Annotated in this window: 12 protein-coding genes; 2 read left to right on the top strand and 10 right to left on the bottom strand. The window is 44.2% G+C overall.

Annotated elements, in window-relative coordinates; genetic code table 11:
* Nucleotide 1 precedes the first annotated feature (1 nt).
* Nucleotides 2-1108, top strand: a complete 1107-nt coding sequence (locus BSHG_RS00455; protein WP_008661706.1) for an Mrp/NBP35 family ATP-binding protein — start codon at nt 2-4, stop codon at nt 1106-1108.
* Between the two features lie 90 nt (nt 1109-1198).
* On the opposite strand, the gene BSHG_RS00460 is transcribed toward BSHG_RS00455, so the two are convergent.
* The 10 genes from BSHG_RS00460 to BSHG_RS00505 form a co-directional block, all read right to left on the bottom strand.
* Complete coding sequence (locus tag BSHG_RS00460; RefSeq protein ID WP_008661704.1) at nt 1199-3100, bottom strand: TlpA family protein disulfide reductase; 1902 nt, start codon at nt 3098-3100, stop codon at nt 1199-1201.
* Nucleotides 3101-3142: 42 nt separating this feature from the next.
* Nucleotides 3143-4876: a M56 family metallopeptidase gene (locus BSHG_RS00465; RefSeq protein WP_005791719.1), complete on the bottom strand. Its 1734-nt coding sequence runs from the start codon at nt 4874-4876 to the stop codon at nt 3143-3145.
* Nucleotides 4877-4896: 20 nt separating this feature from the next.
* The gene (locus BSHG_RS00470) at nt 4897-5262 is read right to left on the bottom strand and encodes a BlaI/MecI/CopY family transcriptional regulator (protein WP_005791717.1); all 366 of its coding nucleotides are present in this window, start codon (nt 5260-5262) and stop codon (nt 4897-4899) included.
* 200 nt (nt 5263-5462) lie between these two features.
* Nucleotides 5463-6212, bottom strand: a complete 750-nt coding sequence (locus BSHG_RS00475; RefSeq protein ID WP_008661702.1) for an SGNH/GDSL hydrolase family protein — start codon at nt 6210-6212, stop codon at nt 5463-5465.
* 20 nt (nt 6213-6232) lie between these two features.
* The gene (locus BSHG_RS00480; RefSeq protein WP_005791713.1) at nt 6233-6913 is read right to left on the bottom strand and encodes an SGNH/GDSL hydrolase family protein; all 681 of its coding nucleotides are present in this window, start codon (nt 6911-6913) and stop codon (nt 6233-6235) included.
* Nucleotides 6914-7062: 149 nt separating this feature from the next.
* Nucleotides 7063-9012 (bottom strand): glycoside hydrolase family 97 protein, encoded by a 1950-nt coding sequence (locus tag BSHG_RS00485; RefSeq protein ID WP_005804175.1) that lies wholly within the window; start codon nt 9010-9012, stop codon nt 7063-7065.
* Between the two features lie 176 nt (nt 9013-9188).
* On the bottom strand, nt 9189-10439 hold the full coding sequence (locus BSHG_RS00490; RefSeq protein WP_008661699.1) for an ABC transporter permease: 1251 nt from the start codon (nt 10437-10439) through the stop codon (nt 9189-9191).
* The gene (locus tag BSHG_RS00495) at nt 10439-11620 is read right to left on the bottom strand and encodes an ABC transporter permease (protein ID WP_005804173.1); all 1182 of its coding nucleotides are present in this window, start codon (nt 11618-11620) and stop codon (nt 10439-10441) included. The genes BSHG_RS00490 and BSHG_RS00495 overlap by 1 nt, the downstream gene beginning before the upstream one ends.
* Nucleotides 11617-12609 carry an HlyD family secretion protein gene (locus tag BSHG_RS00500; protein ID WP_005799152.1) on the bottom strand — a complete coding sequence of 331 codons (993 nt, stop codon included), beginning with the start codon at nt 12607-12609 and terminating at the stop codon, nt 11617-11619. The genes BSHG_RS00495 and BSHG_RS00500 overlap by 4 nt, the downstream gene beginning before the upstream one ends.
* Nucleotides 12610-12686: 77 nt before the next feature.
* Nucleotides 12687-14141 (bottom strand): TolC family protein, encoded by a 1455-nt coding sequence (locus BSHG_RS00505; protein ID WP_008661696.1) that lies wholly within the window; start codon nt 14139-14141, stop codon nt 12687-12689.
* Nucleotides 14142-14721: 580 nt separating this feature from the next.
* Here BSHG_RS00505 and BSHG_RS00510 point away from each other — a divergent pair.
* Nucleotides 14722-17289 carry a TonB-dependent receptor family protein gene (locus BSHG_RS00510; RefSeq protein WP_008661694.1) on the top strand — a complete coding sequence of 856 codons (2568 nt, stop codon included), beginning with the start codon at nt 14722-14724 and terminating at the stop codon, nt 17287-17289.
* Nucleotides 17290-17314: the final 25 nt, after the last annotated feature.

The following is a 17314-nucleotide window of genomic DNA, read 5'->3' as shown; positions in this document are numbered from 1 at the left end:
TATGACAATCTATCCTAAATTAATACTCGATGCACTGGCTACAGTGCGTTATCCCGGAACCGGAAAGAATCTTGTGGAGGCCGGTATGGTGGAGGATAACATCCGTATAGAGGGAATGAAGGTTTCATTCTCCCTGATTTTTGAAAAACCGACCGATCCGTTTATGAAGTCGGTGATAAAAGCTGCCGAAACAGCTATTCTTACTCATGTGGGCAAAGAGGTGGAGATAGTTGGAAATATCAGTGTGAAAACAGTACAGGCTGCACGTCCCGAAGTGGGCAAATTGCTGCCCCATGTGAAGAATATCATCGGCATCTCTTCCGGTAAGGGAGGAGTGGGTAAGTCTACCGTATCGGCCAACCTGGCTGTAGCGTTGGCTAAGTTGGGTTATAAAGTCGGTCTACTGGATGCCGACGTTTTCGGTCCTTCCATGCCTAAGATGTTTCAAGTGGAAGATGCTCGCCCCTACGCTGAGAAGATAGACGGACGCGATATGATTATTCCTGTCGAGAAGTATGGCGTGAAACTGCTTTCTATCGGTTTCTTTGTCGATCCCGACCAGGCCACTTTATGGCGTGGGGGTATGGCGAGCAATGCGTTGAAACAGTTGATCGGGGATGCCGCCTGGGGAGATCTCGATTATTTCCTGATCGACCTTCCGCCGGGTACGAGCGATATTCACCTGACGGTAGTCCAGACACTGGCACTGACAGGTGCTGTTGTTGTCAGCACTCCGCAGGCTGTAGCTTTGGCCGATGCCCGCAAGGGGATCAACATGTTCACTAATGATAAAGTGAACGTCCCCATCCTCGGATTGGTGGAGAATATGTCCTGGTTTACTCCGGCCGAACTTCCGGAAAACAAGTATTATCTTTTCGGAAAAGAAGGTGCCAAGAAGTTGGCCGAAGAGATGAACGTTCCGCTGTTGGGACAGATTCCGATTGTTCAGAGTATCTGTGAAGGAGGCGATAAAGGAACTCCGGTTGCTTTGGATGAAAATACGGTTACAGGTCGTGCATTCCTCGCACTGGCTGCCAGCGTGGTACGTCAGGTAGATAAGCGGAATGTAGAAATGGCTCCCACGAAGATTGTGGAGTTACATAAGTAACGATAAGCGCTTTTAAATGATGAACGATCGGTTCCTTGTCCCATAGGCAGGAGCCGATCGTTCTTTGTTTATTGTTTGTTGTCCGGAGGGTTAATCATATACTTTCATCAATTCCTCTTTTATTTGGGCTACACCCGGGAATCCTGTCTTTTGGTGTTTGACATTTCCTTCCCGATCGATGATGAGATAGGTGGGTACGCCCCTTATGTCGAATTTATCACCTAAGAAACTCCATTGGGCATCCGTTAAACGGAAATGCTCACCGTGGATATCCGGAATCATGTTCTCCCATGTTTTCAGGGGGGAGGTTTCGCCGGTAATGTAAAGGTAAACGATGTCCTTTCCTTTCAACTCTTCCTTCAGTGGCAACATTGCTTTATTGGCCATGCGGCAGGGGCCGCACCAGGTTGCCCAGAAGTCTACCAGAATCACTTTGCCCCGGTACTTAGAGATGATGGATGAAAACAGCTCTTCATTGCTGACGTCACCAACTTCGTTGATGGTGAACCCTGTCTTCTTTTTATTGGCCTCAAGGGTCTTCAGCAGTTGGTTGTTGGCGTCCCGCACTTCATTCTGACAGGCAGGTGGAAGAGTGGCAAGTATCACTTCCTGTTCGGCAGTCAGCGGGGTGAACTCTTTGATGGACGAATAGAGTTCGCCTGCTTTGTTGATATCGAAGTAGATTCCTTTGTCGGTTCCCCAGGCTTTGGTCAGTTCATCGGTTCGGCGGCGTAGATAATACGGAATCAGTTCGGAGAGCTTGGAGTTATAGAGTGCTGCCATGGTGTTGATGGAAGCGAGCGGTCTGAAAGCATTCGCATAATAATTTTCAGGCAGTTCTATCTGAGCCGTGTTAAAGTATTCCCTGGCCTCTTCTTTGCTCATTTTGTGCTCCATGGTGTAGGCTTGCTTGATAACCATTTCCGTCAGGGAGATGGCTTGGGCAGCCTCGGCATCCACTTGATTGCCCAACACTGCCTTGAGAGCCTTGCTGATTGGAGCTTTCTCTATGGATGCCAGGAGATTGGCCCGCTTTCCATAGATAAAGTCTTTGTAAGCGCCGGCGTCCATTCCTGCTACATCCTTGAATAATTGGCGGTAATCATTTAGAATGGAGGTTTTTAGGGTGCAGTTCGAATATTCCTGTGACAGGCCGGCTAATGTTCCGCCGAAATAAACGGCTTCGCCATAAGGTTTGTCATCCTTATGAAACTTGGATTGCTGTCGGCAAAGTTCACGGGTATTGATAATGATGCTGCTCTCTTCGCCCGGTACGGCATAGAAAGTTATCATTTTACCAAAAAGGCGGATGGCAGCCGATGTGGTGGTCGGCACTTTCACTCTCGTGACGAATGTACCGTCATTGTTTATTTTTACTTCTTCGCTTTCGTAGGCACCTTTTACCGGATCGAATATAATCGGTACAATTTTGCTGACGAGTCCCGGGCGATAATCCAGAATCCGTCCTTTTATAGTAGCGTCTTTATATTCAATTTTGGGCTCGGGCAATTCGTCGTTGATGTCGATTTTATGTACGATGGCTTCTTGAGGTAACAAAAGTTCCGGGAGGGCTTTGCCTTTCAGCTGAATGCCCCATATCTTGAAAGCACCTTGAACATTGTCTCCTTCTGAAAAATCGATCGAAGTAGCCGAGGCCGGGATCGGTGGGAATACCAGGCGGAATTCTCCTTCTCCGGATTCGGGCATCCAGAATTCCGTGTCGGGCTTGATACCGATTCCCGAACGCAGAGCGTAAGTTTCTCCGTTATTGTCCTTCAGGAAACTTTGTCCGGAAATCCTGATCCATTGCTTGGGATGATAGAATGCTTTGATATAAAGCACCGTAGCTGTGTCGCTGAGAACAACTTTGTCCACTTGAATAGAGGTACTGGTCCAGGCGATGAATGGGGGTTGCTCTATAACTTTCTCTTTAGCTTTTGTGAGGCTACAGATACACAGCAAAAGAATAGCAATAAATGTGATTTTCTTCATATTGTTTTTATTAAAATGATTTTCAGGTTAGAGGCTTAGAAACTAAGCCAGGCGGAAGCGGACCGGAAGTGTGAATCGGGTTGCCACGTTCTTTCCCTTTTGTTTTCCGGGTATCCACTGAGGCATGTTGCTTATCACGCGGATCGCTTCGGCATTCAGTTCCGGCGATACTCCCCGAACTATCTTGGGATCATGTATTTTCCCGTCCTTGTCAATGACTATTTGTATGACAACTTGTCCTTGTATTCCCGCTTCCATTGCGACTGCCGGATATTTTATATTTTTATACATATATTTCAGGCAGGCTTCCATTCCGCCGGGGAATTCCGGCGCGTGTTCAACCACATCGAATATGGTATTCTCCTGATTCTTATTGCTGTCTGTTGACGGAGCGGAATCGGAATCCATCAGTCGGAATCGTATCGGCACTGTGACCCTGGTGGCAACAGCTATTCCTCTTTGTTTCCCGGGTTGCCATTTAGGCATCTCTTTTATCACGCGCATGGCTTCGGCATCCAGCAACGGGTCTACGCTTTTCACTATTTTCAGGTCAGAGAGTGTACCGTCTGCCTGAATTACGAACTGTGCGATGACTTGGCCTTGTGTTCCGTTTTCCTGGGCGATCACCGGATAACGAAGATGGCTGTTGATGAAATGATTCATATTCCTTACGCCGCCCGGAAACTCCGGCATTTTCTCCACAACCTCGAATACGATTTGCTCCCGGCTTTCTTCTTGGGCGGGCTGTTCGGCTATGCCGCTCTCTTGAGGTTGTGAAATATGATTGGCTGCCTGGGGAGAGGAAGTGCTTTCCTTAACAGCAACAGCGTTTTCGGGTTCCATCTGTTCTTCTACGGTTTGCATCACTTCCTGTGCAATACTTTTAGTGGTACGTGCCACTGCTTCGATGTTGCTCACTATCATCAAAGCAAGAGCCAAGGGGATAAATAGCAGATACTTGGTTCGTCCTATCTCCTTGGTTCTCTTTTTGTTCATCATCGTGATACGGTTCTTCAGCGGCAACACATTGAAGCTGTTGGAAAGGGTGATCGCGCTCTTTTGATGTGCCAGTCCCAACAAATGATATTGATAGGACTTTGAATCATGTCCGGCTTCCAACACCCGATTATCCGCCATGTATTCCAGATTGTTTCGTACTTCCCGCTTCATCAACCACATGAAAGGATTGAACCAGCAGGCAATACACATTAGCTCACTGATAATCACATCTATGGAATGTCTTTGGCGGGCATGTGTTCCTTCGTGAGTCAGGATTTCACTTAATTCGTTCTGCGGGTGTGCCTGCGGATAAATGAAAATCCAGTGAAAAAAAGAAAAAGGACCACTTTCTTTATCCAGCAGATAGACGGGTATTCCTTCTATCTGATCTTTCCGGCAACGAAGACGCAACCGTAGAATACTGGCAAGCTGAGCGAAGAAACGTACTAAAAGTAAAGTGACCCCTGACCAATAGATGATATTTACTGTAGATAAAATGATACTTTGCCAGTCCGCAGCCCTAACCTCGGGAGTTATTTCGATTTCGGGCAATACGATTGTTGCATACAAATCGACCATTGCTACCATCGGTTCGTGCGATCTGATCCATTCCTGAATGTTCAGTACCGGATAGAGCGGAGAAATGACAAGGAAGCAAAGCAAAGCTGTCCTTCGCCATTGGAAGAAGGTGTCTCTGTAGAAAAACAACCGATAGAAGGCGTAGAATAAAGCAATTGCTATATTTATTTTCAGAAAATATGCCAGTTCGGGAGTCATGTTTTTCAGGGTATTAGCGATTATTTTTCTTGTCCTTTCTCAATCATGTCGATGATTTCCTTCAGGTCGTTGGTCGATATCTTTTGATCTTTGGCGAAGAAAGAGACCATCTCTTTGTAAGAGTTTTCAAAGTAGTTCCGTACGACTCCACTCATGAAACTTCGTTTGTATTCGCTTTCTTTAATAGACGGAGTGTACAGATACGTGTTTCCTACACGCTGTGCCTTTACATATTTTTTCCGTTCGAGATTCTTCACGATGGAAGCCACCGTGGTGTAGGGAGGAGTAGGTTGCTCAAACTTGGCAACGATGTCTTTCACATAGCAACTTTCCAGTTCCCAAATGTAGATCATCACTTCTTCTTCTTGCATTGTCAACTTTTCCATGGAGTATATTTAATTACGTTTATATTACAAAGCTACGGAACGGTCGTAACTAAACAAAGTGAAGTGTGTTAAATGATGTAAATGAAGGAATTACTTAAGGGTAGCACCACAGATCCGCACGGTTTAAAAGATAAAGAACTGGTCAGTTACCGGTGTTGTCTGTGCGAATCTGCGGCGCCCCTTTGAGAGGATGTATTTGTTTATATTGCCTTTAGGATAGCCTCTGCCCAGTATTTACCCAAGATACCGGCTCCCTCTTTATTCGGGTGCAGATAAAAAGTACCTGCATTTCCATTCTCCGGCGTGAAATAACTCTGATAATTGTTCCGGAAGAAATCGGAAGCAGCCGTATCTCCCCAAAAGACTTGATTGGGGTTTGCCTGTGAATAGTAGTCTACCAGTTTATGGATCATGGGAGTGTAGCTTTTCAGTCGCTTGAGGCCGGCAGCCAGATACATGGCACCGTTATATGTGTTCGGGCTATACCAGATTGGTTGATGAATCACCACTTTGCATTCCGGATACAAAGAAAGGAGTTCGTCGATAATCGCTTTCATGTTGGTATAGTAGGACACCGGTTCCACCGGAGAACCGAATGGACCGTTACAAGCACTGTCATTCGTGCCCAGCATAATGGAAAAAAGCAGTGTTCCTTTACGTTGACTCAATTCTTGGGCGGCAGATTTTACATTCGGAAATTGTCTTTCTGCGATTGGAAGAAAATCCAGAGTAGTCGTTCCGCTTACTCCACAATTTCGAAAAGCGACCGATTGCTTGGTTGCTTGTTCGATGTATTGACTCGCCTGTACCGGAGGCGCCTCCGTTACCGGAGTTTTCAATAATGCGCCTTGGGTAATACTGTTGCCTATGTATACGATATTTACGCCTTGCGCATATAGTTTACCTAAGCAAATACACAATAAAAGACAAAAAGAGATAAACGGTTTCATAATTTCCTTTTTGAATATGGTTATCGTAAAGTCTTGTTTATAGCCTGTTGAATAAGATTCTCCATAACGTCATATCCTTCGGAAGTGGGATGCACACCATCTTTGGTATAGGCCGGATTCAAAGCTTTGTTGCTACCGCTCACCATAGAAGAGTAATAGTCGACGAATGGAATTTTATTTGTTTGGGCATAGGCTTTCAGACGTGCATTGAGTGAAGCTATCTTTTGAGGAGCATCTTTAATGGCAGGATTCCAACCGAAAGCGGCAGCCGGTAAAGTGGTGGTCAATATCACTTTTATATGATTGGCTTTTGCCAGTTCCACCATCGAAACAATATTGCCAAAAGTGCGGTCTTCATGATATGCTCCTGTGTTCTCGGCAATATCATTTGTGGCTGCATTGATTACTACCAGTGCAGGAGATAAGTTGATGACATCTTCCCTGAAACGTACCAGGAACTGGTAAGAAGTCTGTCCGCCGATGCCCCGGCCGATGTAACCGTTGGATTTAAAGAAATCAGGATGAGTGTTTACCCATCCTTCTGTGATGGAATTGCCCATAAAGACCACTCTCTTTTCGTTTTTGTCCGGTTTCGGAAGTTCGGCGTTTTGTTGTGCATAACGTTGCAGGTTAGCCCAGTCTTTTTCTTGGGCATTTATTCCTATCAATGATGCTCCGAGGCAGAAGACAGCCATCAGCATCCAGCGGTGTATGATTTGCTTTTTCATTTTTGTAATATGTCATATCACCACAGAGTGACACAGAGTTTCACAGAGAAACTTTTTTCATAAATATTCCATTAACAAGAGATGAAGACTCTGTGTGTTCTATGATGAACTTGATTTATATTCTATTTCATTTTAATTGTTCCGGCCCATCCCCCGTTGCGTACCATTTTCAATGTCATGCGGGTTTGATTGTTCACGGTAGACTCCTTTTTCTTGTAATCCATTGCTTGACGGTCAGCGTTAATGCCATCTTCAAATGAGGTTAATGTGAATGATTGTCCTGCCGGAATGAATCCGAGGTCGATCTCGATGTTTTGTGGTTGATTGCCGGTGATACCTCCGATGAACCACTGTTCTCCTTTTCGTTTGGCTACGACGACTGCTTCACCTACTTTGGCATAGAGGACCTTGGTTTCATCCCAGGTGACGGGAACACTTGTGATAAATTCGGTACAGGGAAGTTCTCTGTAATAGTAAACCGGGTTGTCGGCTAACATTTGCAGACCACTTTCGAAGATGATGAAAAGAGCCATTTGGAAAGCACGTGTTCCTGAGCCCATGGCATTGGCCCGGGTGGAACGGTTGTCTTCCGGCTGTGCAGAGATCATTGAACCCGGAGTGAAATCCATCGGTCCCACGGCATTACGCATAAAGGGCAGATAAATGCTGTTTTCAGGTTTGCAATTACCACCTTGTTCCATGCCCAATACGCCTTCATAGGAAAGCACATTCGGATATTTGCGTTCAAGTCCGGCTGGTTTAAAAGCACCATGAAAATCTACAAACAGTTTATGCTTGGCGGCTTCTTTGGCTACACGTTCATAATAGTTTACCATCCACTGGTCACTGCGGTCCATGAAGTCGATCTTCACTCCTGCGATGCCCCAATCGGCAAATGTTTTAAAGAGGTCGAAATGATTCTCGACAGTCAGCCATGGTAGCCAAAGTACGATTTTTACGTTGCGGTCCTTTCCGTATTTTATCAGTTCGGTAAGATTGATGGTGGGATTGGGGGTAAACGGATCACGTGTGTTTTTCGCCCATCCTTCGTCCATGATGATATAAGGAATACCGAACTTGGATGCGAAGTCAATGTAGTACTTATAGGAATCCATATTGAAACCCGAACGGAAATCTACCCCATAGAGGCGTGCGTCGTGCCACCATTCCCAACTCACTTGTCCCGGTTTGATCCAACTGTAGTCTTCAAGAACACAAGGGGCAGACAGGTTATACACCATTTCGTTTTCAATCAGTTCTTTGTCTTCTTTCGAAATCACCATCATGCGCCAGGGGAATGAACGTTTGCCGTCCGTCTTGGCAATGTAATCGGCTTCTTCGGTAATCTTGAGGCTACGGTCACCATCTTCTCCGAAGGCTAAAGGTGCTTTGGGAAAAATAGACTGCATTCCGTTCTTACCGGTACTTTTAAGGAACATACAGGGATAATCGGATAAGTCGGCTTCAGATATCAGTATTTTATATGCTTTATCCGTTTCTATCAATACAGGCAGGTAACTCATGCGGTCGGTAGCAGCATACTTTTCGGTATCTACATGAGTATATGGGCATTCGTATGAGGTTTTAAAGCCATCCGGTTGGGAAAGATGAGCTTTATAATTGGTTGGAAAGTTAATTGCGAAGTCTTCCCCCATTACGATGTTATCTCCTTTTTTATCTGTCACAAAACGGTAAGCGATACCATTGTCGAATACGCGGAATTCAACGGCATAATTTCCGCTGAAATTCATTCTCAGGGTATTACAGTGATTTCTTACGATCGCATTCTTGAAAGGTATTTCACGTTTTACACTTTCGTCAATGGTTCCACGTTTGGTGCTCCGTAAGTGGGGATTCGTACCTAGCGTCTCATTCTGCAGTTGCAGGTTGAGATAGCAATCTTTTAATAACTGGTCATTATCATAGGACACCGAATAATAAATCCGGTCCTTGATGTCTACCGATACTTTAATGGCTCCGTTGGGAGACATTACGTCAATCACTTTAGCGTACACGCTACTTCCGCTTATTACCGCCAATGCGAGTAATAGGGACATCATTTTTCTTTTCATAACATGTGTTTTATTATTGTATGTGCTCTGTTTACATCTTCTGCATGAAGATATAGACGCTTCGAATGTACTAATTATCTTTGTTTCAAGCAAAAGCTATTCGATATATTTTTATGCAGAACTGTCATAGCAGACATTTCCGGGTAAATCCGGAATAAATATACACACGTATGTGATTATGAAAAGAATTCTTTCCCTCTATTTTTCATTTCTTTGTATTTGTCTATGACGTGTTTACGGCTCTTGATAATCTGCCAACGGTATACCCAGCAAGTGGTCAGAAAATAGAAGCCGGTCTGTATCCATAACGCTTTGTATTCAAATGGAATCTCACTCAGTGTTGCTCCCATGTTGTTGATTCTCACAAATCCGTTGATACCGAAAGTTGATGGAAATATGTAAGAGAAGTATTTCCAGAATGGAGGTATGGCAGCTCCCGGCCAGGAAATACCTGAGATGAATAATAGAGGCACAGAGGTGAATACGAATATCAGCATGCATGTCTCCCGGTTACGGATAGCGATAGATGCAGTCATGGCAAAAAAGATGCAGGCCATCAGATAGGGGAGTATGAACAGGGCCAGTGTGCCGGGTTGTCCTATCTGGTTGAGGCTGAACATACGGGGGACGGCGCATAGTACATAGACAGATACCAAGGCATATACCATGAAATAACTTAATCCTTTACCCAATACAATGCGCAAAGTACCGTTATAATGGCGGTTAATGGGTACCAAATCTTTAAAGCGGTTGTTCTCGCGTGCCGTGCCGGCCGAAAGTCCGATACCCAATAATAAGGTTTGCTGAATGATCAGGATCAACACGGCGGGTATCAGGAAAGCGGCAAAGCCATTGGTCGGATTGAACATCGCTACGTCTTCATATTCGATAGGGTAGGCAGTGATTTCGTCCTGCCGGTCGGTCGTATTGCCCGAGCGGGCTATTTTGATATCTTCGTTCATGTCCAATGACACGGCAGTATTGGCCAAAAGCATACTTTTATAGTACAGCAGTCCACTCATATCACAGTAGATGCTGACTTGTGTCTGTTTGCCCAGAGCTATGTCCGAACTGAAATCTTTCGGAATGTAAATGATGCCATATGCCAGCCGGTCTTTGAGCATTTGTTTGGCTTCTTCCATATCGGCACAATAAGCCACAATCTGTATATCGGGGGTGGCATCTACTTTACGCAGATATTCGCGGCTGAGTGATGAACGCGAGTCATCTACTACCACGGCAGGCACTTCACGAACCACTTCGTTGGTATAAATAAAACTGTAGATCAATGGATATACCAATGGAACGAGTACGAAAAAGATCAATACCCCCTGGTCGCGGAATGTAGTACGAAATTCCCGCTTCCAGATATAAAACAGGTCATTGATGCCTTGTGTTATCTTATCTTTTAAACTTATATCTTTCATTAGGGCACGTATTTATAATATATCAAAGCTTCCTTCAACCGATGTACCACGAAGAACGGAAGTAACATGAAAATCAGTAATGCCATATAGTTTGACCAGGAATAAGCCATGCTGTATCCGTTGAGTGCCTGGTCTACATAGATCAGGAAATAGTGGCGTAATGGGAACAGGTTACTGAGTGCCTGCAATACCGGATTCATGGCCATCACCGGAAAAGAGAAGCCTGAAATGGAGAAAGAAATGACTCCCCATAACGAAGCGAAGCTCAGACCGAGGCGAAGGGTAGGCAGTGTGCCTATCATCAGGATACCGCAACATTGCGATGCCAATACCAGGCAGAGGGTTGCCAATAGCATCGGAAGAATTCCGCTGTTACATGGGAAGTGCAGATATCCATACAGATAGACATTGTAAAATATACCCATGATAAAGAATACCACGGTTTGTGGAAGCAACTTACCGGCCAATGCGATGTAGATGGAGTTGTTGCTCAGTCGCAGCCACTCCCGGGCCGTGCGGTCCTTGATTTCCACACCGATGGAAAATACTGTTACCATGAATATCAACAACATCAATACCCCCGGAACAAGCGTATTGCATAGATAGACCGAATAATTTAACCAAGGATTTTGTATCGGATGTGTATCGATGACAATGGGTTGTAAATATCCCATCGCCTGATCTTCCGTTGCTCCCTTGGCATATAAAACTGAACGGGCGGCAGCTCCTGAGGCAAGTTCGGACATCATCTTCATATCCTTGAACAATAATGAGCCGGCAATCAGGTAGGAGTTGTTGGTATAAAAAGATAATTTGGGTTGGCGTTGACTCTGGGCATCGGCCGACATTCCTTTGGGTATATAAAAAAATCCGTAGATTTTGCCTTCCTGCATAGCTGTACGTGCTTCGTTAACACTGCTATAATGCGCCACGACAGCTGTTTGCCCGAATGCGTCCAGATTGCGGAGAATGTTTCGTGAGCTGGCAGAATTGTCCAGGTCTACAGCGCCAACGGGCATATTGGTCGGTAACCCCGAGTCCATCAGCGTGGTGAAGAAAATATAGCAAAACAGCGGAGCTATCACCATGCAGAAGAGATAGAGCGGGCGAGACACGAGACGGTGGCATTCGCGTTTCATGACTAACCACAGGGCTATATATTTCTTTTCTCTTTCTTTCATTTCTTGATGATGACTGACATTCCGGGACGCAGATTAGTTACTTTTTCAAGCGGAGTCGCTTTTACTTCGAATGTTTTCAAGTCGAACTGGCCGGTGGTCTTGGTTGCTTTCCAGGCAGCGTATGTACCAAGATCTTTCATATAATGCACTTTCAGGCGAATGGTCTGATTGTCCAATGCGGGTACGATAGCATCGAATTCTGATCCCATGGTCAAATTTTTTAGCAGATCCTCACGTACATTGAAAGTCACCCACATATCGTCCATTATGGCGATATTCATAATGGGGGCGCCGGTACCTACCAATTCGCCCACTTTGGGAAATATCTCGGAAACCTCTCCGGCTGCCTGGGCAATCAAATAAGTTTCTTTGAGGTACGACTCCACTTCGGCAACAGCTCCCTTGGCACGGTCCACCAAAGCTGCTGCAGCCATTTTATCTTCACGTTCGGCACCGTTCTTTGCCATCGTGTATTGGGCCTTTGCCGCTTTTTCGGTTGCGATGGCTGCATTACGTTGTGCGGTGACTTCGTCCAGTTTCTGTGCCGGCATAACTCCTTGGTCGAATAAATTTTTGACACGTTTATATGATTTTTCAGCTATATCGACACCGGCGATTGCTTTCTGCCACATTTCATAAGCCGCTTGAATTTGTTCCTGACGCGCTCCTTTGATGGCTTTTTCGTTCTGTGCCTGTGCAGCCGCTTCGGCGGCGCGAGCCTGTTCCATTTTGGCTATTACGTCGGGAGCCTCCAGGATGGCGAGTGTATCTCCTGCCTGGACTTTTTGTCCCTCTTTTACACGGAACTCCAGGATACGTCCCGGCACTTTGCTTGAGACGCGGTATTCAGTTACCTCAGCTTGTCCCTGAATGATTTCCGGACCTTTGCGGAGCATGAAGAAACCGACAACTGCAACCAGTACAATAACTCCCAGCAGGGTGAGGAATGCAAGCAGCATATTGCTGTTCTGTGATTTTTGTGATGTCATTTTATTTACGGTTTTTACGATTTACAAATTACTATTGAGATTAGCTTTTCAGGAATGTTTGCACTCGGTCGTTGACCTTATTTGAGCGTTCCCAGTGACTTTTGCAAGTAGATTTCTGTCAATTTTACATCAATCTGTGCATCTATCTTTTCCGATTGGGCCGACAGCCAGGCGGTATGTGCTTCAAGTACATTACTGGGAGCGATCACACCTTCTTCGAATCCGATAGTTGCATAACGCAGATTTTCATCCGCTTTTTCAAGGTTCTTTTGGGCCATAGCCAGTTTCTTTGCGGCTTCGTTTACTTTGAAAGCCGATTGATTGACTTGCAACTCGATTTTCTCTTTGGCATCTTCCAGTTGGTATTGGGCGATACGTGCTTCGGCTTTGGCCGCTTTCACTTTGTAAATGCCTTCTCCCCAATGCCAGATAGGCAACTGAACCATAACGCCTACATTCCACATGCCTTTAAACTTGTTTTCAAAACTGTTGAATACAGATGGGTTGGTGACCATGTAATTTCCCATTAGTGCCACGGAAGGCAAATGTTCCGAACGGGTCACGTTTATTTTCTGTTGATAGATTTTGGCAGCCAGTTCCAGACTGCGGATCTCGGGGCGGTTGGCGTAGGCTGTTTCTATCTCAAAGTTGGTAGTAGCCGGAATCAGCGGAAGATCGTCTACTTGTTCGTCAGCCAGAACAATCGGAGTGCTTAGGTCGATGCCACACAGTTGACACAGCAGCATGCGGGAAAGGCTTAATCCGTCTTCTACCTTTGTCAGTGTCATCTCGGCTTCGTTTACTTTTACCCGAACCGACAGGCCGTCCGCTTTGGTGGCTACTCCTTCGGCAATCATCTTTTCTACATCACTGTCCAGTTTTTGTAATAGCTTCAGGTAACTTTCCGCAAGTTTTTTCTTGTTGACTAAGGAAATAACCTGCCAGTAAGCCTGGTCTGTGCTGAGAATCACTTCCTGCATACCCGAGTTATGTTGCTGACGAGCCAGTTCTTCGGCGTATTTGGTGATTTTATTGTATGCACGTATCTTGCCACCCATATATAACGGTTGGGTGAGGGTGATGGCTCCTGCATATACATTTCGGGTATCGGTGCGGAATGCGTCTACAATTGCAGTTCCGGCTTCGTTGAGCGCCGGGACAATGGCTCCTCCCAATTGTGAAAGCATGGGGGCCAGTTCCGGATGCAGCTGTCCGATGACTTGGGCGGCTTGTTGCAACGGACCGCTCACACTTGTACCCAAGCCGGATAGAGCCGCTTTCTGGTCATTGTTAAGCAATGAGAATTCCTTTTGGTTGCGCATGTAAGCTCCTGTGGCGGAGAAGTTAGGCAGGTAGTTGGTAAAGGCTGCTTTCTTTTGGTAGTGTGCAGCATTTATTTTCTCTCCGCTTATCAGCAACTCTTTATTGTTGGCAATGGCCAATGCACGGCAACTATCTAAGGATAGAATCCCCTGTGATTTCAGGGAAAAGGGAGTTGTTAGGAGAAAAAACAGAAACAGTAATTTTTTCATCGCATCTTATACATTATAAAGGTGATACTTCATTTAAAAGAACAATGCTTGCGAGCTGTTTGTTTATCCGGTTTTGTTCTTGTTATCCTTGTTAGGACAAGAAACAATAATTGCATAAACAACGATGCAAATATAAAGGGTTAATCTTAAAAAGCAAAACGATTTAATTTTTTTTGTTATATAGTGCTGTATTTGAATTCCGGGTGATGTATTCTTGCTTTTCAATTAACATTGTTAACGTCATCTTGAGGTCTCTCCTTTTTCGAATGTAAATAACAAACCTTTTGCATGTAAATGACTTGTTGTCTAGATTTAAAACATAAGCTTTAACACTGTGTTAAAGCAAATCTTCTCCCTGCAAGAATTTAGTGCTTTGAATATCTTGTTTTTCATACATTTAAGTGTTATCATGCCTTTTCTCTATCCAATAAGACTTAGCAGGCTGAAAGCCTGTATACTTGCTTATTTATCAACTACGGATTGATCATGTCTTTCCGGATTATTTTTTTGTAATATTGCGTACCCGATTGCATACTTTGGTTGTAGTATAATAAACAACTAATTAAAAAATAGAAAAACAATGAATTGGGGAATACACGACAGAAGAGGCTGGATGGCTGTGGTATTATTATTGTGCGCATGTCCTTTTTCGGCTCAGAATACCGGTCAAATCACGTTGGAACTTAGAAACAAGCCACTGCCTGCTGTTTTGAAACTGATTGAGAAAGCGGGGGAGAAGCATATCATTTTTTCCTATAACGAGACTGAGACTTACCATGTCACTGCCTCTATCCATCAAAGAAACGAATCGGAAGCACTTTCCATCGTTCTGAAAAGTACCCCGTTCATTTATAAAGAACGAGAAAACTATTTTGTCATTCAGAAAGGGAGCATTGACAAACGCTTGACAACTATTCGAGGAAGTGTGATTGATGAAAACAATGAACCGTTAGTTTGCGCCAATGTGCTATTGCTGGACAAAGCAGACTCTGCTTTTGTGAATGGAGTAGTTACGAATCAGGATGGTTCGTTCCGGATACCGGGTGAAGAAGGGAGAGATTATCTTTTGAAAACGTCCTACATCGGTTATCAGACTAAAATCCAACCTTGCGGTGCAATGAATAAAGTATGTCTGTTTTCCGATACCCAATTAATGAAAGAAGTGGTTATTAGTGTCGATCATCCTTTAATAGTACATAAAGATAATGGCTTATTGGCTAATGTCGTTGGTACTCCTTTAGCTAAAATGGGTTCTGCTGCGGAAATGATATCCCATCTTCCTTTTGTAACGGGAGGGATAGGGGAATACATGGTTCTGGGACACGGGGTCCCTGTTATCTACATCAATGGCCGTAAGATACGTGATCAGGGGGAATTGGAACGTTTGCGTGCCGATGATATTTTATCGGCGGAAGTGATTACTACACCAGGAGTGGAATATGGTTCGGATGTATCTTCAGTCATTCGTATCCGCACGATCCGTCGGCGAGGACAAGGGATAAGCAGTGGTTTTCGAGGTGTTTTTTCTCAGGGACATGACTATAATGCCAGTGAGAATCTATACTTGAATTACCGTACGGGTGGATTGGATTTATTTGTGAAAGGTGACTTGAAACATGGAAATTATTATCAGGAATCAATCTTAAATCAGGAAACTGACGCTTCTTCCCGATGGGAGGTCAAAGGAGGAGCTGCCAGTTTTCATAAAGCTGTTTATTTCTCCGGTGAGGTAGGTTTCAACTATGAGTTGGATGACAAGAATTCTTTGGGTGCTCGATATATGCCGGGTGCAAATGTCGGTTCTGTGAATCGGACTAACCTTGGCAATAATTTTGTGTATAAGGATGGTGAAAAGATAGAAGAAATATCTTCTTTGCAGCATGCACATACTTATCCTACCTGGACTCATTCGGTGAATGGATACTATAATGGGGTGTTCGGCCAATGGAATGTGGATTTCAATGCTGATTATTTATTGGGAAAGAATAATTCCACGAATGAAGTTTTCAACAATGATGATAAAGCCGCTCAATCTGAAAATGAAGTCCGGAACTATCTGTATGCTATGCGTATGGTTGTAAAACGATCTTTCAGAAAAGGGACATTGTCGTTTGGTACCGAGGAAACGTTTACGAACAGGCACGACGTATTTGTTCAAAGTGGCTTTTCTGACAACGCCGATGATCATATCAAACAGTCTATTTATTCTGTGTTTGCCGATTATTCGCTGCATTTGGATAAATTCAATGTTGCTGTGGGGCTGCGTTATGAACATCAAAAAACGGATTATTATGAATATGGGGTTCACCAAGATGAACAAAGTCCGGTGTATAATGATATAGTTCCTGTCGCTTTAGTAGGATATGAAGATAAAGGTTGGCATGCATCCCTTTCTTATCGCTTAATAAGGAATAATCCCGACTATCACATGCTTTCAAGCTCAATTACATATTCAAGTAAATATATGTATCGTAGCGGAGATCCCTTACTGGTTCCACAAAAACACCATGTCTTTATATTGGATGCCGGATCAAGATGGGCATTTGTAAATCTCTTTTTTGATAGAACATTGGATTTATATACGAGGTTCCTCAAACCTTATAATGATGAAACCCATCCGGGAGTGTTGTTGTTTACCATGGCTTCCATACCTACTACAGATACTTATGGGATGAATCTTAATGTTTCTCCTAAAATCGGGTGTTGGCAACCGCAATTGAATGGAGGCATGTATTTTTATGATGCCGATGTTCGTTCTTTAGGGATAACCCGGCATTGGAATGAACCTCAGTTTTATTTTGAACTTGATAATAGTTTTACTTTTCCTGATGGTTGGTTTTTGAATGTGAACGGGAATATCTCGACAGCCGCCAAACAAAGTTATTCTTTGATACACAGGGAGGGTACGGTAAATGCCCGCCTGTCGAAATCATTTCTGGAAGATGCTCTGATGATAACACTTACAGCCGATGATATTTTTCATACCCGTTATCATTATATGGATGGATATGGAGTCAGAAGTCATATACTGACCCGTTCATATAATGATAATCAACGTTTTGGTATTCAGATATCTTATAAATTTAATGCAACTAAGAGTAAGTATAAAGGTACCGGTGCGGGGCAGAGTGAAAAGCAGCGCCTTTAGTCTGCCTGATAAAAGAATTATCGCT

This window comes from Bacteroides sp. 3_2_5 (assembly GCF_000159855.2).
In the GTDB taxonomy this organism is placed as follows: Bacteria; Bacteroidota; Bacteroidia; order Bacteroidales; family Bacteroidaceae; genus Bacteroides; species Bacteroides fragilis.
This window is presented reverse-complemented; position numbering and strand designations above follow the sequence as displayed.

Bases quoted from the DNA above. Each gene is read 5' to 3' on its own strand.
- BSHG_RS00460 (WP_008661704.1), bottom strand. From the start codon at position 3,100: ATGAAGAAAATCACATTTATTGCTATTCTTTTGCTGTGTATCTGTAGC.
- BSHG_RS00465 (WP_005791719.1), bottom strand. From the start codon at position 4,876: ATGACTCCCGAACTGGCATATTTTCTGAAAATAAATATAGCAATTGCT.
- BSHG_RS00455 (WP_008661706.1), top strand. From the start codon at position 2: ATGACAATCTATCCTAAATTAATACTCGATGCACTGGCTACAGTGCGT.
- BSHG_RS00485 (WP_005804175.1), bottom strand. From the start codon at position 9,012: ATGAAAAGAAAAATGATGTCCCTATTACTCGCATTGGCGGTAATAAGC.
- BSHG_RS00505 (WP_008661696.1), bottom strand. From the start codon at position 14,141: ATGAAAAAATTACTGTTTCTGTTTTTTCTCCTAACAACTCCCTTTTCC.
- BSHG_RS00475 (WP_008661702.1), bottom strand. From the start codon at position 6,212: ATGAAACCGTTTATCTCTTTTTGTCTTTTATTGTGTATTTGCTTAGGT.
- BSHG_RS00495 (WP_005804173.1), bottom strand. From the start codon at position 11,620: ATGAAAGAAAGAGAAAAGAAATATATAGCCCTGTGGTTAGTCATGAAA.
- BSHG_RS00470 (WP_005791717.1), bottom strand. From the start codon at position 5,262: ATGGAAAAGTTGACAATGCAAGAAGAAGAAGTGATGATCTACATTTGG.
- BSHG_RS00490 (WP_008661699.1), bottom strand. From the start codon at position 10,439: ATGAAAGATATAAGTTTAAAAGATAAGATAACACAAGGCATCAATGAC.
- BSHG_RS00480 (WP_005791713.1), bottom strand. From the start codon at position 6,913: ATGCTGATGGCTGTCTTCTGCCTCGGAGCATCATTGATAGGAATAAAT.
- BSHG_RS00510 (WP_008661694.1), top strand. From the start codon at position 14,722: ATGAATTGGGGAATACACGACAGAAGAGGCTGGATGGCTGTGGTATTA.
- BSHG_RS00500 (WP_005799152.1), bottom strand. From the start codon at position 12,609: ATGACATCACAAAAATCACAGAACAGCAATATGCTGCTTGCATTCCTC.